Origin of the sequence: uncultured Sphingomonas sp., from assembly GCF_964237155.1 — a bacterium.
Lineage (GTDB): Bacteria > Pseudomonadota > Alphaproteobacteria > Sphingomonadales > Sphingomonadaceae > Sphingomonas.
The window spans coordinates 1-19,765 of sequence record NZ_CAXSHH010000047.1; the positions used below are offsets into that span (position 1 = coordinate 1).

The window sequence follows — 19,765 nt, forward strand, 5'->3', positions numbered from 1 at the left end:
CTCTTGGACGCCGATCACCCCGCTAAGAGGGTCCTTGTTCCACGCCGATCCACAGGAAAGTGATCAGATCACGTTCGAAGATGCGCGGAATAGCCGGTGGTGAGCGAATCCAGAGTCGTCGACGCTGGCGAGTTCGCCGAGCTGCTCCTCGCCGAATTGATGGAGATCGGTCGAGCCAACGGTGCCGAGACCGCCGAGCTTGGACCTGAGATCCTGCTATTCGAGCCCACCGTTCAGGGCTTCTCCGAGCAGTTTCGAGGAGCTGTTGATCTAGTAGTCAGAAGGTACGGCATCACAGGCCTACGGATTCGCTCTGACCGGAATGAGACGCATGAGATCGTCGACCGCCTGCTTCCCGGCGTTCGCGCACGCAATCTCGAACGCAAGATCCAGCAGATGATCGACATCGTCGCGGACTGATCGGCCTTAAATACGCAAGGCACTTAGCTCATTGAACGTGAGACTGGTCTCACCGACGTGCAACGAATCTCAATCGAGGTGGGAAGTGACATCGAGACGCCTTGATCGCGTTTTGGGCGTGAAGGCACGAGTGGCGGTGAGCGGGCATCCGCGCTGCTGAACGCCCGGACAGGGTTTTATTGATGAAAGCACGAGTCAATCTCGCGTTAGCGGCGCCAGGTCGACTGAGTTTCATAGGTGATAGCACGAGTCGGCACGCCCTTCGAGAACGGGAGCTTCGGCCCACGGACGGGCTTGCAAACCGAGGTGGGCGCTGACCACCATCTTCGCGCTAAACCTTCGTAACAGCGCCAGAATAGCCCTTAGCATGTTGTCGAAGAGAGTGAGACGGTCTCTCCCACTCTGACAGAGTCGCATTGACCTTGTCGGTTGCAACGCTGGAGCTTCGCTTAGCGAGATCGGGGGCGTTATCAAACGGAGCAGGAGCGTGATCCTGAGGCGCTTGCGAGCATTCGAACGAGGTCGATCGCTCGGAAATGGCTAGCGGGCTGCCTCCTGAGCGCGACCGCAAGCCGCGACCGTATGTCCAGATCGACGTCGCGGCGACGCTCCACGCGAGATTGAAAACGAGGGTACCTGCTGGCCAGCTCCGCCAAGCCGTCAGCGACGCCGTCGCCCGCTACCTGCGAGAGTATTGTCACGAAGATCTTGCACGGGGAGCAGGTGAGCGTTGAGCATTATGCTGCAATACCTTTCCCTCAGTCTAATGTTTCAGAAAACCAGCCTACGCTTTCGCTGAGTCTGACAAGTTAGCTCATTGAACGTGAGACTGGTCTCACCAACGTGCAACGAATCTCACTTGAGGTGGAAAGTGACTTCTAATTTCGATGGGCTCGTCGTACCCAACGCCGTCGCACTCATCGTGCGCCTAGTCTCACATAACTGCAAAGAGTCTCATCTGAGATGAAGAGTGACAGCATTCGACGTGAGACTGGTCTCACCTTTGTGCAACGAATCTCACCCGAGATGAAAAGTGAGATCCGATGACGAATTCTCAGAGCCTACCGACGCGAGGCGACGATCAAGACAGGTTTTTGCTCGAAATGACAATCGTTGGTTGTGCCGGTCAGAACTTGGATCGGAATGCCTCGCTTTTTGACCGCTCACACCCCCGCCGGTCAGCGCCGCGATCGACGCGGAATGATGCGGGCTGCGGAACGGCCGCGTCCGCGTCAACCGCCCGCCGGTCAGCGTCCCCGCCACCGACTGCACCATCGACACCTCCAGCGCCTCGGCGGGGTCGAGCGGCGGCAGGATGCCGGGCAGGCACGACGCCATCAGCGACTTGCCCGCGCCCGGCGGCCCGACCATCAACAGATTGTGCGCGCCCGCCGCCGCGATCTCCAGCGCGCGCTTGGCCGTCTCCTGCCCGCGCACTTGGCGCAGATCCGGCCCGCGCCCCGGCTCCTCGACCTCGCCCGGTTGCGGCCGTGCGAGCAGCCCGTGGCCTTTGAAATGGTTGATGAGCGCCAGCAGGTCGGGCGCGGCGACGACCTCCGCCGACCCCGCCCACGCGGCCTCCGATCCCTGCGCGGCCGGGCACACCAGCCCGCGCCCCTCCGCCCCCGCATGCATCGCCGCCAGCAACACGCCCGGCGACGGCGTGATCCTGGCGTCCAGCCCCAGTTCGCCCACCACGAAATACTCGGCCAGCGTCTCGACGTCGACGACGCCCATCGCGCCCAGCAGCGCCAGCGCGATCGGCAGGTCGAAATGCGATCCCTCTTTGGGCAGATCGGCGGGGCTGAGATTGACCGCGATGCGCTTGGGCGGCAGCGCCAGCCCCATCGCGGCGATCGCGCCGCGCACCCGCTCCCGGCTTTCGCCCACCGCCTTGTCGCCCAGCCCGACGACGTTGAAGGCGGGTAGGCCGGGGATCAGCTGCACCTGCACCTCGACCGTGCGCGCCTCCAGCCCCAAATACGCGACCGTCGATACTGATACCGCCATGCGTTGATACCTCCTCAAGGCGGGTCGTCTACCGAGCCGCGGACGTACACGCGCCGGCTTGACGCCGTCCTTAAGACACGCTTGCCGCTCAACCGCTTTGTTGGCTAGGCTTCGACTGGGACGGATCGGCGAAACCGGCACAGGAAGGCGCGTGATGGTCGACAATGAAGGGGTGATTTGCGATTCGGCGGCGACATGCGCGGTGTGCGGCGCGGCAGGGCGCGTCACCCACGCGGGACTGTCCGACCGCGAGTTTGCCGCGCCCGGCGTCTGGTCGCTGCGCGAATGCGGCCGCGCCGCATGCGGCCTGGGCTGGCTGGACCCTCGGCCACGCAAAGCGGAGATCGGCAAACTCTACCAAAGCTACTGGACACACGATGGCGAAACGACGGATGCGGGCGAGCCCGTGCCTTCCACCGTCGACAGCGTGGGCGTCAAGTTATTGGCCAAACGTGGTCTCGCCGCATTGATCCCGTGGCGGGCGGCCACCTACCGCAGCGACCGGATGCATTTGCAAGGCATGGCTCCGGGTCGACTGCTCGACATCGGCTGCGGCAACGGCGGCTTCCTAGGCGGCATGGCGCGCGTCGGTTGGCAGGCCCACGGTATCGACTTCGATCCGGCCGCGCTGGCCGTCGCGCGTCGCTTTCCCGGCGTCACCACCGCGCTCGGCGACGTGTTCGACCAAGGATTCGATGCCGAAAGCTTCGACGCGGTCACGATGAGCAACGTGATCGAGCATGTGCCCGATCCCGTAGAGACCATTGCCGAGTGTCGTCGCATACTGCGCCCGGGCGGCCGCTTGGTCGTCATCACCCCCAACTTGCGCGCGTTGGGACACGAGATATTCGGGGCCGACTGGCGCGGACTTGAATCACCGCGGCATCTCTTCCTCTTTCAGGGCAAGACGTTACGCGCCTTGGCCGCTCGCGCAGAGTTCGGGAAGATAAGCGTGTTCAGCACGCCGGGTTCGGGACCAGCGACCGACTACATCATAGCCGCCTCGCACCGCAACGCACGTGCGAACGGTCGGTCCGGTATCGACGCCGACGCTGCGGCGCTCAACCGACGCGAACGACTGCTCGACATCCTAGGCCGTTCGCGCGGCGAATGGGTCACGATGGTCGCGACCAGATAGGGCGCGCATTGACTTTGCGGCGCTTACTCCATAGGGACAATGTAGTTCGATCGCCGGTGACGACGTCCGGCCCATATTTGATAAACACCGGGAAGTGAACGATGAAGCGGACTTTTCAGCCGAGCAATCTGGTGCGCGCCCGCCGCCACGGCTTCCGCGCGCGGATGGCGACGGTGGGCGGCCAGTCGGTGATCCGCGCCCGCCGCAATCGCGGCCGCAAGAAGCTAAGCGCGTAACTGGCGTCGGCGGCGTCGCCGGCATAACGACATTGTCGCGCCGCAAGGATTTCCTGGCGGCGAACAACGCCCGCCGCGCGCCAATGCCGGGCTTCGTCCTGCTGGTACGTCCGCGCGGCGATGACGACCCCGGTATCCGCGTCGGGTACACCGTCACCAAAAAGATCGGGAATGCGGTCGTCCGCAATCGCATGAAGCGCCGCCTGCGCGCGCTCGCCCGCGATATGTTGCCGACGGGCGGCGTACCCGGCGCGGATCATGTCCTGATCGGTCGCCAGGGCGGGATCGAGCGCGAATACGCAAAGCTCAGGGTCGAACTCGGCAAGGCGCTCGCCAAGGTAGCACGGTGACGCGCGCCCCGTCGTGACCCGCCTTCTCATTCTTTTGGTGCGCGCCTGGCAAGTCGGCCCGTCCGCGGTCCTGCCGCCTAGCTGCCGGTTTCAACCGTCCTGTTCGGCCTATGCAATGACCGCCCTGACCCGCTATGGCGCTGCCAAAGGCGGCTGGCTCGCGCTGAAGCGGGTCGCGCGTTGCCGCCCTTGGGGCGGCTACGGTCCCGATCCCGTACCCTGAGGCTGCATCCTTGACCGAAGACCGTCGCAATTTCGTCCTGTTCGCGGTGATCGCGGCGCTGATCCTGTTCGGCTGGCCGGTGCTCCAAAGCCGATTGTTCCCGACCGCCAACCCACCCGTCAGCAAGGTCGTCGCCGGCAAATCGCAACCCCTGCCCCAGCCGCAGGCCGATCCCACCGCCGACAGCCCCGCCGCGCTCCGCGACCGCGCGCTCGTCCTCGCCGAAAGCCCCCGCGTCCGCATCGAGACGCCGACCCTGCGCGGCTCGATCAACCTGCGCGGCGCGCGCATCGACGACCTCACGCTCGTCAACTACAAGGAAACCATCGCCCGGAACTCGACGCCGATCCGGCTGCTCTCGCCCGCCGGAACGCGCGATGCCTATTTCGCCGGTTTCGGTTGGCGCGGCGAGGGCCTGGCACCCCCCGCCGCCGATGCGATATGGCGCGCCTCCGCCCCCGTGCTTCGCCCCGGCAGCCCCGTCGCCTTGGACGCGATGGGCGGCAACGGCCAGCGGTACCGCCTGTTTTTGTCGGTCGACGAGGGCTATATGTTCGGGGTCCGGCAGACCGTGCTCAACGCGGGCCCGCGCTCGGTCGGCGTCGCCAGCTACGGCCTCGTCAACCGCACCGCGCCGTCCAAGAACGCCGACACCTGGACGATCCATGTCGGCCCCATGTCGGCGCATAACGACCGCGCGGATTACGACACTGATTACGACGACCTCGCCGAAGACGGGCCCAAGCGTTTCGCCAGCACCGGGGGCTGGCTCGGCTTCTCCGACCTGTACTGGCTGACGGCGGTCATTCCCGATCAGGCGAGCGGCTTCGACGGCCAGTTCCGCGCCGGGCCGAACAACAGCTTCCAGGCGGACTACACCGCCGCGCCGCGCGCGCTCGCGCCGGGGCAGGCGTTGACCCAGACCAGCCGCTTCTTCGCCGGCGCGAAAGAGGTCTCGCTCCTCGATCGCTACACCGACCGCCAAGGCGTGAGCCGCCTGGATTACGCGATCGACTGGGGCTGGTTCCGCGTGTTCGAAAAGCCGATCTTCTATTATCTCGATTGGCTCTTCCGCATGGTCGGTAATTTCGGCGTCGCGATCATCGCGCTGACCGTCACCTTCCGCCTGCTCTTATTTCCCATCGCACAGCGCCAGTTCGCCAGCACGGCGAAGATGAAGGCGCTGCAACCCAAGATGAAGGCGCTCCAGGACCGCTACAAGGACGATAAGGTCAAGATGCAGCAAGAGGTCATGGCCCTCTACAAGACCGAAAAGGTCAATCCGTTCGCGGGTTGCCTCCCGACGCTACTTCAGATCCCGATTTTCTACGCGCTCTATAAGGTGCTGCTGCTGACGATCGAGATGCGCCACCAGCCCTTCGTCGCCTGGATCAAGGACTTGTCCGCCCCCGACCCGCTGACTCCCGTCAATCTGTTCGGCCTGCTCCCGTTCACGCCGCCCGCCTTCATCGGCATCGGCGTGATCCCGATCCTGCTCGGCGTGTCGATGTATTTTCAATTCAAACTCAACCCGACGCCCACCGATGAGACGCAGAAGCAGGTTTTTGCGATCATGCCCTGGGTGCTGATGTTCGTCATGGCGCCCTTCGCGGTCGGCTTGCAGGTCTACTGGATCACCTCCAACCTCCTCCAGATCGCTCAGCAGCGCTTGCTTTACGCCCGGCACCCCGAGCTGAAGGTCGCAGCCGCCAAATGACCGACGCGGCACCGCCGGAGGACCTGACCGAACCCGCTCGGAAGATGTTCGCCGGGCCGATCGCGTTCCTGCGCTCCGCTCCTTCGCTCGAGCATCTGCCCGACCCGCTCGTTCCCGAGGTCGCCTTCGCGGGCCGTTCCAACGTCGGCAAATCGTCGCTCCTGAACGCGCTCACCAACCGGAACGGTCTTGCGCGTACGTCCAATACGCCCGGCCGCACGCAGGAGCTGAACTTCTTCGACGTCGGCGAGCCGCTCCGGTTCCGCCTCGTCGACATGCCCGGCTACGGCTTCGCCAAGGCGCCGCCCGCGGTCGTCCGGCAGTGGCGTTTCCTCGTCAACGACTTCCTGCGCGGCCGCGTCGTGCTCAAGCGCGCGCTGGTCCTCGTCGATTCGCGCCACGGCGTGAAGGAGGTCGACCGCGAGATCTTCGAGATGCTCGACCGCGCCGCCGTCTCCTATCACCTCGTCCTGACCAAGGCCGACAAGATCAAGGCGAGCGACCTCGCCGCCGTCACCCAGGCCACCGCCGACGAGGCGCGCAAGCACCCCGCCGCCCACCCCGAGATCATCGCCACCTCCAGCGAAGGCGGCCTCGGCATCCCCGAACTCCGCGCGGCGGTGTGGGGCGCGGTGCTCTAACGCCGGAAACGACCCATTAAGCAATTTGGCGCATCCTCTCTCGATCAGGAGGGGAGCTAGAGCATGATGCACACCGGCTATGCGGACATTCTCTGCCCGGACCATGATTTCGCGACCGGCTGCAACGCTCCCAAAACGCACGGCACATTGGTGCAGATCGGCGTTAATCGCGGCACGATCTTCGAAATCGTCGCGATCGAGGGGGAGACCGCCTGGGTCCGCGAGCCCGTCACCTATCGCGGCGAAACGCTCGTTCCGCTTTCCCGCCTCCGCGTCGCCTACCCCGCGCTTGGATAATCGGCGAGGTCACGCGACAGGTCGACCCGCCAGAACCGTGTCGCCACCCCCTCGATCCCGAAATCGTTGTCGTTGACGATCAGCAGCGACCGCGGCGACAGCATCGCCACGCCCTCCAGGTCCGCCCCCAGTCCGGGCAGGTCGTCGCTGCTCAGCACCAACCGCTTGGTTAGCACCGGCAACCCCGCCGTCCCGTCCGCGCTCAGCTCCTCGACCGTCGGCCGGGTCGCCTCTTCCATGTAAGCCGGATCGAGCGCCGCCGCCTCGTCCAGCACGATGAGATACAGCTTGGTCGTCAGCGAGACGCGCTCCAGCACCAGCAGCCGATCGGCCCCGACCGCGACGATCTCGCTCACCTTCACGTCCGACCGCTCGACCTTGCCCGCCTCGGCATCGCGCCGGAAACTGTCCGGCGCATCGAGCGGGTACAGCCACTCCGCCGCGACCGCGCCCGTCTGCGCGTCGAGCCGCCACAGCCGCACACGCCGCGCCCGCTCGTGCGCCTCGTCGTCGGGGTGCGAGAGCGGGCTCTGGAAGGCAAGATGCAGCCACCGTTCGTCCGGCGACAGCGCGATCGCCTCGAACCCGCGATTGAGCCGCCGCCGCGCCGCGATCGCGGGCAATGCCCCGACCACCGGATAGCGCGCGTCGGCGAACAGCGGCTCGCATCCCGCAGGCACCCAACGCACCATGACGGAACCGTCCGCGCCGACCCTCAGCAACGACGGTCCATATTCGTCGCCGACCCAGAAGCCGCCGTCGCCGAGTAACGCGACCCCCTCGCTATCCGCCCCCGACGGGTTGGGCGCGATCACCGCGCCATCTAGTCCGATCGCCGGCTCGCTCCGGTTATTGGGCCCACCCGGTACCGGCAGTCCCGACAGCGCCCGCCCATCCGCATCGCGGAGCGGCACCGTGCATACGATCTCGACCCGGTCGCCCTCGACGCGCAGCTCGGACAGCGCCGGCCCCACTTCCAAGCACGGCATAACCTTCGCCCCGTCGCTCACGCCATGCTCGGCCAAGTGCCCGAGCCCGTACCGCTTCACCGCCAGCTTCACCTTCAGGTTCGGCCCCCGGTCCCCCACCGACCAGATCCGCCCGTCCAGCCCGGTCGCCAGCCCCGACCCGATCCCGCGCGTCACTCTCAACTCACCGCTCGGCAAGTCCAGCCGCGCCAGCACCTCGTCCTCGAACCGCAGTTCGGTCACCTTGATCGCCGCATCCGTCATCCGCCCCGAACGCATAGGTCCAGGCTTCGGCACCCGTTGCCCTCCCCCGCCCGCTCGCCTAGGTCTCGCCCATGAAGCTCGTCATCGGCAACAAGGCCTATTCCTCCTGGTCGCTGCGCGGCTGGCTCGCCGCCAAGCATAGCGGGCTGCCGTTCGAGGAGGTCGTCGTCCCCCTGTACGACGCCGATTGGGACAAGCGGCGCGAGGGCGACGAGTTCGCCCCCTCGTCTGGCAAGGTGCCGATCCTGTGGGACGGCGACGCGGTCGTGTGGGACAGCCTGGCGATCATCGACTACCTGGCGGACAAGGTCGGGCGCGACCGCTTCTGGCCCGCCGACGACCCGCCGCGCGCGATGGCCCGCTCGATGGCGGCCGAGATGCATTCCAGCTTCACCGCGCTCCGCCGCAAGCACAGCATGAACATCCGCCAGCAGTTCCCGGCCACCCGCCCCGACGACGACGTGCTGGTCGAGCTCCGCCGCATCATGGAGCTCTGGGCGCAGGCCCGGGCGCGCTTCGGCGGCACGGGCGATTTCCTGTTCGGACAATTCGGCGCGGCGGACATGATGTTCGCGCCCGTCGTCACGCGGATCGTCACCTACCAGCTCCCCATCGCCCGCTTCGCGACCGGCTACATGCAGGCGATGTTCGACCATCCGCTGATGCAGGAATGGATCGCCGGCGCGCAGGAGGAGGAATGGGTGATCGAGCAGTACGAGCAGCCCGCCGTCGCCTGATGTTACACGCGGGTCGCGCCGTAGTCGGTCCCATCGTCATGGACGTAACGCCCGTCCGCGGTGAAGCGCATATCGATGTCGGGATAGTCCCCGCCCTCGCGCGGTCCCGCCCCGACCACCAGAAACGTGCAGGGCGCGCCGCTCCGGTTCCGAAGATGATGCCCGTTCCGGTCGCCCTTGGGAAACGCCGCGCAGTCGCCCGGCCCGAGCGGATGTTCACCGGCATCATCGACCAACACCGCCTCGCCGGTCAGCATGACCAGCAACTCGTCCTCGCCCTCGTGCCAGTGACGTTGCGACGACCAGGCTCCTGGCTCCAACCGCACATGGCTCGCCCCGAACTCGGTCAGCCCGCCCGCCGGAGCGAGCCGCCTGTACCATCTGCCCCGGACCGCCGCGGCATGCTCGGGCGGATAGCCTGTCGCGTTGGTGGCCGGAATGGCATCGAGATCGAGTTTGGGCACTACCTTCCCCCTTCCGTCATGCCGGACTTGATCCGGCATCCCGCTTCTTCCGTCACACGTCGATGCAGGAAGCGGGACCCCGGCTCAAGGCCGGGGTGACGAAGGAGTAGCTCTCCTCATGAACTCCCTCCCCCTTGCCCAGGCGCTACTCCGCGCCGCAAGCGTCACGCCCGCACGCGGGGCCGCGTTCGACATCGCCGAAGATGCGCTCCTTGCCCAAGGCTTCCAAGTCGACCGGTTCGTCGCGGGCGACGCACCTGACGGTCCGGTCGAGAACCTGATCGCCACACGCGGCGACGGCGGCCCGCATTTCGCCTTCGCCGGTCACCTCGACGTCGTGCCCCCCGGCCCGGGCTGGACCGGAAGCCCCTGGAGCGGCGAAGTCCGGGGCGGCTTGCTTTACGGACGCGGCGCGGTCGACATGAAGGGCGCGGTCGCCGCCTTCATCGCGGCGGCGGATCGCGCCCGCGCCGCCGCGATCGGTACGCTCAGCCTCCTCCTCACCGGCGACGAGGAGGGACCCGCGACCTATGGCACCCGCGCGATCATCGACCGCATGGCCCAGCGTGGTCTCCGCCCCGACCTGTGCCTGGTCGGTGAGCCCACCTCCGCCCGCCGCCTCGGCGACACGGTCAAGATCGGCCGGCGCGGTTCCGTCAACATCTGGATCGACGTGCCCGGTCGCCAAGGTCACGTCGCGTATCCGCACCTCGCCGACAACCCGATCGCCTCGCTGATCGCGGCGCTCGCCGAGTTGAGCGGCCTCGTGCTCGATCACGGGAACGCCTGGTTCCAGGCATCGAACCTGGAAGTGACCGACCTCCATGTCGGCAATAATGCGACCAACGTCATCCCCGCCCACGCCGCCGCCCGGCTCAGCATCCGCTTCAACGACGAACAGCGTGGCGACGATCTGGTCGCTCGCGTCCGCACGATCGTCGAGCGCCACGCCCCGGCCGCCGTCGTCACCAGCCGCGTCTCGGGCGAGGCGTTCCTGACGCCACCCGGCCCGCTCTCGGCGATGATGAGCGACGCGATCACCCGTCGCACCGGCCTGACGCCCGAACTGTCCACCACCGGCGGCACGTCGGACGCGCGCTTCCTCTCGAAATTCTGCCCGGTCGTGGAGTTCGGCTTGGTCAACGCCACCATGCATCAGGTCGACGAGGCGGTCGCGGTCAAGGACCTCGATGTCCTGACCGACATCTACGCCGACGTGATCGCCCGCGCGCTCGCTACGACCCGGTCACTCCGGACTTGATCCGGGGTCCCGCTGTTCGGACAAACGCCTGAAGGTCACCCCCGCGTTCGCCGCAGGATGATATAAAGCGCCCCCGCACCTCCATGGCGCGGATGCGCCCCGCGCACCGCCGCGATTCGCCCGGCATGCCGCGACGACGCCAGCCAGTCTGCAACCGCCGCCCGGATCGCCCCGCGGGCGTGCGGTCGCTCCGATTCGGGGCGCGGCGGCTTGCCCGTGACGAGCAGCAGCACCCGGTCGCCCCGCGTCACCGCGTCCTCCAGCCGTGCATCGAGCATCGCATGCGCCGACGCCAGCGTATGCCCGTGCAGATCGATCGTGTTGTCGGGCGCCACGGCACCCTTAAGCAGCCGCCGGTCCCACCCGCCATCGAGAGTCACGCCCGGACGCGGAGCCTTTGCAGGCGGGGATATCACGACGGGCTTCGCGACGACGCGGCCGCGAGCCGGTTCTACCTTGGTGTTGGGGACCGCCGTGGGCGCGATCGGCTGCGCCGCCGCCGGCGCGACCGCGCGCAGGGGCCGCACGCTCGCCATCACCCGCCGCCACAGCGCGAGCTCGTCAGGGTATAGCGATCGCCCCGCCACCGCCGCCTCCCAATCGCGCAAGCGTGCCCTTGGGCAGCAGCAGGAACGCCGTCCCCCGCGCCGACATGCCGCCCGCCGTCGCCTCCGCGAGCCGCCCCGCCCCCCAGAACGTGTCGTACCGGTTCGCGCCCTTGATCGCACCGCCCGTATCCTGCGCCACCCACAGCCCGGTCGCGTCCGCCCGGTCGAGCGACAGGAACACCGGCGCGCCCAGCGGCGTGAACTTGGGATCGGTCGCCGCGCTCACCCGCCCCTCGACCGGGTACCCCATCGCTCCCAACGGCGCGGTGGTCAGCTCGCGGAAGAACACGAAGCTCTTGTTCTCGCGCATCAACGCCCGCCCCTCGACGGGGTTGGCGCGCAACCAGCCGACGATACCCTGCATCGACGCCTGCCCAGGCCCGAGCAGGCCACGGTCGCGCATCAGCTTGCCGATGCCCGTATAGGCGCGCCCGTTCTGCGTCGCGTAACCGATCCGCATCACCGACCCGTCGGGCAGCCGCAGCCGCCCCGATCCCTGGATCTGAAGGAAGAAGATCTCCACCGGATCCGCCGCCCAGGCGAGCACCCGCGCCCGGCCCTCCAGCGCGCCCTCCTCGATCCGCGCGCGATCGGAATAGGGCACGAAATTCGTACCCTCGACCCGCCCCCTAATCCTTCGCCCTTTCAGGTCGTCTGAAAACTTGCCCAGGTCGACATCGACCAGATCGTCGGGCCGTGCATAGATCGGCACGTCGTACCCCGCCCGCCGGTCGCGCGACCCGGCTATCTCCGGCTCATAGTAACCGGTGGCGAAAGCGCGGCCGTCGCCCACCTGCACCGCCTCGAACCGGTCGGCGAAGAAGCGACGCGCCGCGCCCTCCCCGGCCACCTTCGCGGCATCGCATGCGTCGCGCCAGTCGGTCCCGCGCGTCAGCCCCGACGCATCCGCGCGCCGCAGCAACCCCGGACAACTCAGCGTGAACGCGACCCGTCCGGCTTCGGCCTGGCGCTCGCTCATCGGCAGGTCGGCGACGAGCGGTCCCGGCAGCACTCCCGACGCCAGCGCGGTCACGGCGCCCGACGGCACGATGGCGGGCGCGGCGGGAAGCGGCGTCGCCCCCACGATCGCGACGACCGGGGCCGGCGCGCGCACGATCGGCGCTCCGCGCTTTTCCATCATCGGATCGGCGACGACCGACGGGGAACCGACCTGCGCGAGCGGCTCGTTCCCGCCGACGCAGCCTGCCAGCATCAGGCCGAGCGCCGCGGCGCCCACGACGCGCACCGTCGTCACGCCTCGTCGGTGTCGGCGAGCTTCCAATTCGGATCGGGGGCACCCAGCGTCCGGGCGAAAGTCCAGACATCGTGCGTCTCGACCGCGTCGTCGGTCGATCCCGCGATCACCCGGTCCTCCGCGTCGCGCGTGACCGCCGCGATGTCCGCGTCGAAGCGCACCGTGATCCGCGCCTCGCGCCCCGTCAGCCGCGCGTCAGCGATCGTCGCGCGCTCGATGGTGACCAGCCGGTTGTCGAGCCGCTCGCCCGATACGCGACGCGCTTCGATCGATGCCGCGAACGCGCTCGCCACGTCGTCCGTCGCCAACTCGCGCAGTTCGGCCTCATCGCCGCGCCAGAACGCCTCCAGCGTCATCCGGTATGCCGCCTTCGCGCCTTCCAGGAAGCGCGCGACGTCGAACGCCGGCTCGGCCTGTACGATCTGGCGCAGGCCTTGCTCGGCCCCGGCTTCCATCGGGCGCGAACCCACATCGCGCGGCTCGGGCTGCGTGTCCACCGCGCGCGGCAGCGCGGCGACGTTCGCGCGCTCCTCGGCGGGCTTGGGTAGGGCCTGCTCATGACCCGTCCGCTTGCCCAACACCGAATAAAGCCGCAACGCCAGGAACCCGGCGACCATGGCGAGAAGAATGACGTATAGCACCCAGGCCTCCGATCTGATCGACCTACATAGTCCGGGGGACCGTCGAATAAAACCCGCGCCCGTTGAAACGCGCCCGGGCCGCTGCTAGTCGCGCCGACTTGCGCAAACGGTGCGCCCCGACCGCGCGCCGCCCACTCAATTTCGAGGACAGACCATGGCTCTTGAGGAAAATGACGCGGGCGCGAACAATCAGCCGCTGGCGAACGGCCAGGACGACGCCCCGGCCGCCGGCATGATCTCGCAGTATGTCAAGGACCTGTCCTTCGAGAACCCGAACGCTCCGGCCATCTACCAGAACCAGGTCGCGCCGGGAATCGACGTCCAGTTCAACATCGCCGCCAACCAAGTAGGCGAGGAGGTGCACGAGGTCGTGCTCAAGATCGAGGTGCGCGCCGACTCGGAAGGGCAGACCGCCTTCATCGTCGACTTGTCTTATGCCGGGCTGTTCGGCCTCCGGAACATCCCCGCCGAGCATATCCAGCCCTTCCTGCTTGGCGAGGCGCCCCGCCTCCTGTTTCCCTTCGCGCGCCGTGTCGTCGCCGACACGATCCGCGACGGCGGTTTCCCGCCCCTCCTGCTCGAGCCGATCGACTTCGGTGCGCTGTTCCTCCAACAGCTGGAGCAGCAGGGGGCCGCGATGGCTGCGCCGATGGGTCAGGCCTGACCCGCCCGGCGGCGCCGGTCGTTCATCGCGCATGAATCTCGCGCGTGCGCTGGGCTCGGTCGGCGGACTTACCCTCGCCAGCCGCGTGCTCGGCCTTGTCCGCGACGCGCTGTTCGCGCGGTTCGTCGGCGCGGGTTTCGCTTCGGACGCGTTCCTCGTCGCCTTCCGCCTCCCCAACCTGTTCCGCGCGCTGTTCGCGGAAGGGGCTTTCTCGGCCGCGTTCATCCCGCTCTTCAACCGCAAGGTCGGCGACCCGGACGGCCGCGGCCTGCCCGACGGCGTCCGCTTCGCCGAGGACGCGCTCTCCGTGCTCCTCCCCATCCTCACCATCCTGACGGTGATCGTCGAGATCGCCGCCTGGCCCGTCACCTGGGCACTGTCCGGTGGGTTCAACGACGCGAGCCCCGACCGGTTCGACCAGGCCGTCCACCTCGCGCGCATCACCTTCCCCTATCTCGCGCTTATCTCGCTCGTGTCGCTGCTCGGCGGCATCCTCAACTCGATGCACCGTTTCTGGGTCGCCGCCGCCGCGCCGATCCTGCTCAACACCGTGCTGATCGCCGCGCTGCTGCTGTTCCACGACACCGACCCGATGTTGACCGCGCGCAACCAGGCGATCGGCGTGACGGTCGCGGGCGTCCTGCAGCTCGCCTGGCTCATCGTCGCCTGCCGCCGCGCGGGCATCCGCCTGAAGCTCAAGCGCCCCCGCCTCGGTCCCGACGTGAAGCGCCTCCTGTCGCTCATCTGGCCCGCCGCCGCCGGGGCGGGCGCGGTGCAGTTCAACCTCGTCGTCTCGACCGCGCTCGCCGCTACGCTGCTTCCGGCCGGGTCGGTGTCCTATATTTACTATGCCGACCGCCTGAACCAGCTTCCCCTCGGCCTGATCGGCATCGGCTTGGGCACCGTCCTCCTCCCCACCATCTCGCGCCAGCTCGGCCGCGGCGAGGAAGCGGAGGCGATGGCGACGCAGAACCGCGGCTTGGAGCTCGCCTTGTTCCTCACGCTTCCCGCCACCGTGGCGCTGATCGTGTGCGGCGGCCCGATCGTCGCCGCCCTGTTCCAGCATGGCCAGTTCACGCCGGCCGACGGCATCGCCACCGCGCAGGCGCTCGCCGCCTTCTCGGTCGGCCTCCCCGCCTACATCCTGGTGAAGGTGCTGACTCCCGGATTCTACGCCCGCTCCGACACGCGCACCCCGGTGCGGTTCGCGACGATCGCGATCGCGGTCAACCTCGTCCTCAATCTCGCCTTCATCCTGCCGCTGCGTCACATGGGTCCGCCACTCGCCACCGCGATCGCGAGCGGGGTCAACGCCGCCTTGCTTTACCGCGCGCTGCGCCGGCGCGAGCATTTCGCGCCCGACGACCGGCTTCGCCGCCGCGCCCCGCGCCTGCTGCTCGCCGCCCTGGTGATGGGCGCGGCGATGTTCTTCCTGCTCGACCTTTTCCGTCCCTACGTGGCTGGCCCGGATCTCGAACGCTGGGGCGCGATGCTCGTGCTGGTCGCGACCGGTACGCTGGTCTACGGCGTCGCCACCTTCGCGATCGGGGCGTTCCGGGTGTCCGACGTGACCCGTCTGCTCCGTCGCCGCTGACCCAAGGACGATCATGCGCGTAGTTTCCGGCATCCAGCCCACCGGCGATCTCCATCTCGGCAACTATCTCGGCGCGATCAGCCAGTGGGTGGCGATGCAGGACGCGATGGAGCCGGGTGATGAGTGCCTGTTCTTCCTGGCCGACCTTCACGCGCTGACCGTCGCGATCGACCCGAAGGAGCTGGCGAAAAACACGATCGAAATGGCCGCGACCCTGCTCGCCGCCGGGATCGATCCCGACCGGTCGGTGCTGTTCAACCAGGCGCGCGTTCCCGCCCATAGCGAGCTCGGCTGGATCCTCGGCGGCACCGCGCGGATCGGCTGGCTCAACCGGATGACGCAGTGGAAGGACAAGGCTGGCAAGAACCGCGAGGGCGCGTCCGTCGGGCTGTTCGGCTATCCCGTGCTCCAGGCCGCCGATGTCCTCCTCTACCAGGGAACGCACGTCCCCGTCGGCGACGACCAGAAGCAGCATCTGGAACTCGCGCGCGACATTGCGGCCAAGTTCAACACCGACTACGACATCAACCTGTTCACCCCCCCCAAACCGCTGATCTCGAGGGCGGCTCCCCGCATCATGTCACTCCGCGACGGCGAGGCCAAGATGTCGAAGTCCGATCCGTCCGATCAGTCGCGGATCAACCTGTCGGACGACGACGACACGATCGCGGCCAAGTTCCGCCGCGCCCGCACCGATCCCCATCCACTCCCCGATAACCCAGCCGGGCTCGAGGCGCGGCCGGAAGCACGCAACCTGGTCACGATCTACGCCGCGCTGGCGGACAAATCGGTTGAGACGGTGCTCGCCGCCCACGCCGGCCAGGGTTTCGGCGTTTTCAAGCCCATGCTCGCCGACCTGACGATCGCACGCGTCGGGCCGATCCGAGACCGAACTGCGGCGTTGCTCGAGGACGGGAGCGCCGTTGCGGCCGTCCTGGCGCACGGCGCGGAACGAGCGCGGACGCTTGCCGCTCCGATGCTTCGCGCGGCCCAGGAGGCCGTCGGCCTGCAACTATAACGGTCGGGTCGGGTCAGCCCTCCAACTGTCGGAGCAGCACCCGGACCGCGCCGTCGACCTCGCGGTCGAGATCGCGCAGCGACTCGATCCGCTTCACCGCGTGGATCACGGTCGAATGGTCCCGCCCCCCGAACTTACGCCCGATCTCGGGCAGCGAGCGGGTGGTGAGCCGCTTGGCGAGATACATCGCGATCTGGCGTGGCCGCGCCACCGCTCGCGCGCGCCTGGCGGAGACGAGGTCTAGCGCCTTGAGATCGAAATGTTGCGACACGAGCTTCTGGATCTCATCGATCGTGACCCGCTTCACCGCGCCCCGAAGCGTCTCTCCGAGCGTCGCCACCGCGAAATCGACATCGACCCGCTCGCCCGTGAGCTGCGCATAAGCGACGACGCGGTTGAACGCGCCCTCCAGCTCACGGATGCTCGACCCGATTCGGTCCGCGAGCAGGTCGAGCACCGACGAAGGAATAGTCACGCCCGGCAAGTCCACTAGCCGCCGCTCGAGTACCGCGCGGCGCAGCGCGGGCTCGGGCGACTTGATGTCGGCGATCAACCCCATCCCCATCCGGCTGATCAGCCGCAGTTCGACCCCATCCAGCGCCTGGGGGCAGCGGTCCGCGGAGATGACCAGCCGCTTGCCCGCCGCCATTACCTCGTTGACCGTATGGAAAAACTCCTCCTGCGTCGCGTCCTTGCCCGCGATGAACTGCAAGTCGTCGATCAGCAGCAGGTCGGCTCCGCGCAGCCGCATCTTAAACGCATAGGTGTCGCGCGCGCGCATCGCCGACACGAAATCGAACATGAACCGCTCGGCCGACATGCACAGCACGGTCGCGTCGGGGCTGTGCGCGAGATATGCATGGCCGATGGCGTGCATCAGGTGGGTCTTGCCCATCCCCGTCCCGCCATGAAGGAACAGCGGGCTAAAACGCGGCGTGCCCGGCTTTGCCAGCGCCTGCGCCGCATTCAGGGCGACGCGGTTCGACCCATCCGCCACGAACCGGTCGAAGGTGAAGCGCGGATCAAGCGGCGGGCGCTCCGCCGTGACGCCCTGGGTCGCAGCGGGGGCCGACACCGGCGACGGGGCCGCATCACTCGTGGGTTCCGGGACAGGCGACTCGGCCGTGGTCAGGACGGCGAGGCCGGGCGCGCGCGTCTCGATCGTGACCGTACGGACGGTGGGCAGCTGCGAACGGAACTCGAGCAGCAACCGGTCGGCATAGTGGCTGCTTACCCAGTTGGCCGCGAACGGCGTCGGGACCGCTAGGCGCACGGTGTCGCGCTCGTCGCCCTCGACCAGCTCCATCGGCTTCAGCCATTGGTCGAACAGGCGCTGCCCGGCGGACTCGCGCAGGTTGGCGCGCACGCGCGTCCAGGCCCGCGCCTGCTCGCCTTCCGCCGTCCTGGTCGAACCGTGATGCACGCGTCTCTCCTCGCGGCACGACGCGTGGTTCGCGATCGGCCGCTTTATGTACTCGGCAAAGTCTTCCCTGCGGCCGGATCGCGCTCGATCAGGCCTTGCAATGAACCAATGCTGGTCAATCGCGCTCGGTGAACACCGTCGCTGACGCCAGTTATGCGCCCCTCACCATAACGATCAACCCGCGCGTGCGTCGTTATTCTGAAATAAACCGGATTGACTCGGGTTTACGCGCGGAAATGCGTCCGAAAAAATGATAAGTAGCTGCAATAGCAGCGTTTAACTCAGGCTAGCGACCTCTGGCTTTTGCCGTCCTTTTGCCTTGGTACGGGTCGAATCACCGGAAATCAGCGGTTTTCCCATGATTGCTTCCGTTCGATTCCGGCCGCGCGAAAAGGCCCGCCGGAGTATCCTCCGACGGGCCTATAATCTCGAGCAGCAACCTGTATTTAAGCGAGCGTGGTAAGCCGCTTGGTCAGCCGCGCGAATTTTCGGCTCGCCGTGTTTTTATGGAGCACGCCCTTCGACACACCGCGCTGCAGTTCGGGCTGAACCGCATGGAGCGCAGCCGTCGCGGCCACCTTGTCGCCCGACTCGAGCGCCGATTCGACCCGCTTCACGAACGTGCGGATGCGGCCCACACGATTGCCGTTGATCTCGGCGCGGCGGTCGTTGCGGCGGATGCGCTTCTTGGCTTGCGGCGTGTTCGCCATTGATATCCTCGGTGCTGTCGGAAATGGACGGGGAGCAGCGAAGCGGTGCCTCGCGCTCGAAGTGAGCGGGCCATACCGGCTCGGCCCGAAACCGTCAACCGCCCCCGTCAGCCGCGCTGGCAGGCGGGACACCAGAAGGTCGAACGCCCGCCCTCCACGCGCCGCCGCACGATCGTTCCGCATCCGCAGGCTTCGCCCTCGCGGCCGTACACGCGCCATTGCTTCGAAAAATACCCCAGCTCGCCATCGGGCCGGGCATAGTCGCGGATCGACGATCCGCCCACCGCGATCGCCGCCTCCAGCACTGTACGGATCGCCTCGACCAGCCGCTCAAGCCTGAACAGCGCGATGCGCCCGCCCGCGCGATTCGGCGCGATCCGCGCCGTGTGCAGCGCCTCGCACACATAGATGTTGCCCAACCCAGCCACCACCCGCTGGTCGAGCAGTAGCGCCTTGACCGGTGCGGCGCGTCCTTCGAAGCGCGCGAGCAGGTGATCGGCGGTGAGCCCTGTGCCAAGCGGCTCGGGGCCCATCGCTACGAAGGGCGGATAGGCGGGGAGGTCGTCGGTCGCGTGCAGATGAACAAAGCCGAAGCGGCGCGGGTCGTTCAGCGCCAGCGTGTGGCCGCTCCCCATCTCGATCACCAGATGGTCATGCGCGCCGAGCATGTCCGGGTCGACGCGCCACCGCCCCGACATGCCGAGATGGAACACGAGCGTATCGCCCCGGTCGGTCCCGATCAGCCCGTATTTCGCGCGGCGCCCCAGTCTCGTCACCCGCGCCCCGACCAGCCGCTGGCCGAGATCGCGCGGAAAGGGAAAGCGTAGGTCCGCCCGGCGCGTCACGATCCGCGCGATGCGCTGGCCCTCCAGGACCGGCGCGAGCCCGCGCACGGTGGTTTCTACTTCGGGTAACTCAGGCACATAGATGAGCTAAGTCCCGTTTGCCGAGCCCACAAGGCCCGGCTAGGGCAGCGGCATGAGCGATACCGTCTCCTTCGGCTACGAACAGGTGACCCGCCCCGAAAAGACCGAGCGCGTCGGCGGCGTGTTCACCTCGGTCGCCGCCAGCTACGACCTGATGAACGACGCCATGTCGGGCGGCATGCACCGGTTGTGGAAGGACC

General features: G+C 67.6%; 22 protein-coding genes and 1 pseudogene. 14 read left to right on the plus strand and 9 right to left on the minus strand.

All coding sequences use genetic code 11. From position 1 onward, the window contains the following. The first annotated feature begins 96 nt into the window (after positions 1-96). The gene (locus ACFE71_RS10710) at positions 97-420 is read left to right on the plus strand and encodes a hypothetical protein (RefSeq protein ID WP_375428782.1); all 324 of its coding nucleotides are present in this window, start codon (positions 97-99) and stop codon (positions 418-420) included. 1,164 nt (positions 421-1,584) lie between these two features. On the opposite strand, the pseudogene ACFE71_RS10715 reads toward ACFE71_RS10710, so the two are convergent. Next, positions 1,585-2,430, minus strand: a pseudogene (locus ACFE71_RS10715) (YifB family Mg chelatase-like AAA ATPase); the annotation flags it as partial. 154 nt (positions 2,431-2,584) lie between these two features. Here ACFE71_RS10715 and ACFE71_RS10720 point away from each other — a divergent pair. From ACFE71_RS10720 to ACFE71_RS10750, 7 genes are all read left to right on the plus strand, one after another. Then, complete coding sequence (locus ACFE71_RS10720; RefSeq protein ID WP_375428783.1) at positions 2,585-3,568, plus strand: class I SAM-dependent methyltransferase; 984 nt, start codon at positions 2,585-2,587, stop codon at positions 3,566-3,568. Between the two features lie 101 nt (positions 3,569-3,669). After that, the gene (rpmH, locus tag ACFE71_RS10725) at positions 3,670-3,804 is read left to right on the plus strand and encodes a 50S ribosomal protein L34 (RefSeq protein ID WP_375428784.1); all 135 of its coding nucleotides are present in this window, start codon (positions 3,670-3,672) and stop codon (positions 3,802-3,804) included. A 32-nt stretch (positions 3,805-3,836) separates the two neighbouring features. Continuing rightward, the gene (gene rnpA, locus ACFE71_RS10730; RefSeq protein WP_375428785.1) at positions 3,837-4,154 is read left to right on the plus strand and encodes a ribonuclease P protein component; all 318 of its coding nucleotides are present in this window, start codon (positions 3,837-3,839) and stop codon (positions 4,152-4,154) included. A gap of 28 nt (positions 4,155-4,182) precedes the next feature. Further along, a complete protein-coding gene (yidD, locus tag ACFE71_RS10735) occupies positions 4,183-4,377 on the plus strand; it encodes a membrane protein insertion efficiency factor YidD (RefSeq protein ID WP_375428801.1) in 195 nt (64 codons plus the stop codon). Positions 4,378-4,387: 10 nt separating this feature from the next. After that, positions 4,388-6,094 (plus strand): membrane protein insertase YidC, encoded by a 1,707-nt coding sequence (gene yidC, locus ACFE71_RS10740; protein WP_375428786.1) that lies wholly within the window; start codon positions 4,388-4,390, stop codon positions 6,092-6,094. Next, positions 6,091-6,735: a ribosome biogenesis GTP-binding protein YihA/YsxC gene (gene yihA / locus ACFE71_RS10745; protein WP_375428787.1), complete on the plus strand. Its 645-nt coding sequence runs from the start codon at positions 6,091-6,093 to the stop codon at positions 6,733-6,735. The genes yidC and yihA overlap by 4 nt, the downstream gene beginning before the upstream one ends. Positions 6,736-6,798: 63 nt before the next feature. Next, the gene (locus ACFE71_RS10750) at positions 6,799-7,032 is read left to right on the plus strand and encodes a hypothetical protein (protein WP_375428788.1); all 234 of its coding nucleotides are present in this window, start codon (positions 6,799-6,801) and stop codon (positions 7,030-7,032) included. On the opposite strand, the gene ACFE71_RS10755 is transcribed toward ACFE71_RS10750, so the two are convergent. Continuing rightward, complete coding sequence (locus tag ACFE71_RS10755) at positions 7,014-8,279, minus strand: esterase-like activity of phytase family protein (protein ID WP_375428789.1); 1,266 nt, start codon at positions 8,277-8,279, stop codon at positions 7,014-7,016. The genes ACFE71_RS10750 and ACFE71_RS10755 overlap by 19 nt on opposite strands. Before the next feature lie 56 nt (positions 8,280-8,335). Here ACFE71_RS10755 and ACFE71_RS10760 point away from each other — a divergent pair, with 56 nt between their 5' ends. Next, a complete protein-coding gene (locus tag ACFE71_RS10760; protein ID WP_375428790.1) occupies positions 8,336-9,001 on the plus strand; it encodes a glutathione S-transferase family protein in 666 nt (221 codons plus the stop codon). Between the two features lie 2 nt (positions 9,002-9,003). Here the strand turns inward: ACFE71_RS10760 and ACFE71_RS10765 are convergent, their stop codons facing one another. After that, positions 9,004-9,465, minus strand: coding sequence for a cupin domain-containing protein (locus tag ACFE71_RS10765; RefSeq protein WP_375428791.1), 462 nt, complete (start codon positions 9,463-9,465; stop codon positions 9,004-9,006). A gap of 118 nt (positions 9,466-9,583) precedes the next feature. On the opposite strand from ACFE71_RS10765, the gene dapE reads away from it, so the two are divergent. Next, complete coding sequence (gene dapE, locus ACFE71_RS10770; RefSeq protein WP_375428792.1) at positions 9,584-10,726, plus strand: succinyl-diaminopimelate desuccinylase; 1,143 nt, start codon at positions 9,584-9,586, stop codon at positions 10,724-10,726. Between the two features lie 35 nt (positions 10,727-10,761). Here the strand turns inward: dapE and ACFE71_RS10775 are convergent, their stop codons facing one another. The 3 genes from ACFE71_RS10775 to ACFE71_RS10785 are packed head-to-tail and all read right to left on the minus strand — an operon-like array spanning position 10,762 to position 13,230. Further along, positions 10,762-11,262: a Smr/MutS family protein gene (locus ACFE71_RS10775; RefSeq protein ID WP_375428802.1), complete on the minus strand. Its 501-nt coding sequence runs from the start codon at positions 11,260-11,262 to the stop codon at positions 10,762-10,764. 25 nt (positions 11,263-11,287) lie between these two features. After that, on the minus strand, positions 11,288-12,589 hold the full coding sequence (locus ACFE71_RS10780; protein ID WP_375428793.1) for a murein transglycosylase A: 1,302 nt from the start codon (positions 12,587-12,589) through the stop codon (positions 11,288-11,290). Continuing rightward, positions 12,586-13,230, minus strand: a complete 645-nt coding sequence (locus tag ACFE71_RS10785; protein WP_375428794.1) for a Tim44/TimA family putative adaptor protein — start codon at positions 13,228-13,230, stop codon at positions 12,586-12,588. Before ACFE71_RS10785 ends, ACFE71_RS10780 begins: the two co-directional genes overlap by 4 nt. A 154-nt stretch (positions 13,231-13,384) precedes the next feature. Here ACFE71_RS10785 and secB point away from each other — a divergent pair, with 154 nt between their 5' ends. Genes secB through trpS form a run of 3 tightly spaced genes read left to right on the plus strand, consistent with a single transcriptional unit; the run spans position 13,385 to position 16,506 of the window. Further along, entirely contained in the window at positions 13,385-13,894 is a 510-nt protein-coding gene (gene secB, locus ACFE71_RS10790; protein ID WP_375428795.1) for a protein-export chaperone SecB, read from the plus strand. 31 nt (positions 13,895-13,925) lie between these two features. Continuing rightward, positions 13,926-15,488, plus strand: a complete 1,563-nt coding sequence (gene murJ, locus ACFE71_RS10795; protein ID WP_375428796.1) for a murein biosynthesis integral membrane protein MurJ — start codon at positions 13,926-13,928, stop codon at positions 15,486-15,488. Positions 15,489-15,501: 13 nt separating this feature from the next. After that, positions 15,502-16,506: a tryptophan--tRNA ligase gene (trpS, locus tag ACFE71_RS10800; protein ID WP_375428797.1), complete on the plus strand. Its 1,005-nt coding sequence runs from the start codon at positions 15,502-15,504 to the stop codon at positions 16,504-16,506. Positions 16,507-16,519: 13 nt separating this feature from the next. Here trpS and dnaA read toward each other — a convergent pair whose 3' ends face one another. From dnaA to mutM, 3 genes are all read right to left on the minus strand, one after another. After that, positions 16,520-17,929 (minus strand): chromosomal replication initiator protein DnaA, encoded by a 1,410-nt coding sequence (dnaA, locus tag ACFE71_RS10805; protein WP_375428798.1) that lies wholly within the window; start codon positions 17,927-17,929, stop codon positions 16,520-16,522. A 446-nt stretch (positions 17,930-18,375) separates the two neighbouring features. Then, positions 18,376-18,639: a 30S ribosomal protein S20 gene (gene rpsT, locus ACFE71_RS10810; protein ID WP_375428799.1), complete on the minus strand. Its 264-nt coding sequence runs from the start codon at positions 18,637-18,639 to the stop codon at positions 18,376-18,378. Positions 18,640-18,746: 107 nt separating this feature from the next. Further along, the gene (gene mutM / locus ACFE71_RS10815) at positions 18,747-19,562 is read right to left on the minus strand and encodes a bifunctional DNA-formamidopyrimidine glycosylase/DNA-(apurinic or apyrimidinic site) lyase (RefSeq protein ID WP_375428800.1); all 816 of its coding nucleotides are present in this window, start codon (positions 19,560-19,562) and stop codon (positions 18,747-18,749) included. Between the two features lie 55 nt (positions 19,563-19,617). Here mutM and ACFE71_RS10820 point away from each other — a divergent pair. After that, positions 19,618-19,765: class I SAM-dependent methyltransferase (locus ACFE71_RS10820; RefSeq protein WP_375428803.1), on the plus strand; the 148-nt coding region annotated here is incomplete at its 3' end.

Excerpts from the sequence above, each read along its gene's own strand:
- ACFE71_RS10720 (WP_375428783.1), top strand. The coding sequence starts at position 2,585 with ATGGTCGACAATGAAGGGGTGATTTGCGATTCGGCGGCGACATGCGCG.
- rpmH (WP_375428784.1), top strand. The coding sequence starts at position 3,670 with ATGAAGCGGACTTTTCAGCCGAGCAATCTGGTGCGCGCCCGCCGCCAC.
- yihA (WP_375428787.1), top strand. The coding sequence starts at position 6,091 with ATGACCGACGCGGCACCGCCGGAGGACCTGACCGAACCCGCTCGGAAG.
- ACFE71_RS10750 (WP_375428788.1), top strand. The coding sequence starts at position 6,799 with ATGATGCACACCGGCTATGCGGACATTCTCTGCCCGGACCATGATTTC.
- ACFE71_RS10755 (WP_375428789.1), bottom strand. The coding sequence starts at position 8,279 with ATGCGTTCGGGGCGGATGACGGATGCGGCGATCAAGGTGACCGAACTG.
- ACFE71_RS10760 (WP_375428790.1), top strand. The coding sequence starts at position 8,336 with ATGAAGCTCGTCATCGGCAACAAGGCCTATTCCTCCTGGTCGCTGCGC.
- dapE (WP_375428792.1), top strand. The coding sequence starts at position 9,584 with ATGAACTCCCTCCCCCTTGCCCAGGCGCTACTCCGCGCCGCAAGCGTC.
- ACFE71_RS10775 (WP_375428802.1), bottom strand. The coding sequence starts at position 11,262 with ATGGCGAGCGTGCGGCCCCTGCGCGCGGTCGCGCCGGCGGCGGCGCAG.
- secB (WP_375428795.1), top strand. The coding sequence starts at position 13,385 with ATGGCTCTTGAGGAAAATGACGCGGGCGCGAACAATCAGCCGCTGGCG.
- murJ (WP_375428796.1), top strand. The coding sequence starts at position 13,926 with ATGAATCTCGCGCGTGCGCTGGGCTCGGTCGGCGGACTTACCCTCGCC.
- trpS (WP_375428797.1), top strand. The coding sequence starts at position 15,502 with ATGCGCGTAGTTTCCGGCATCCAGCCCACCGGCGATCTCCATCTCGGC.
- rpsT (WP_375428799.1), bottom strand. The coding sequence starts at position 18,639 with ATGGCGAACACGCCGCAAGCCAAGAAGCGCATCCGCCGCAACGACCGC.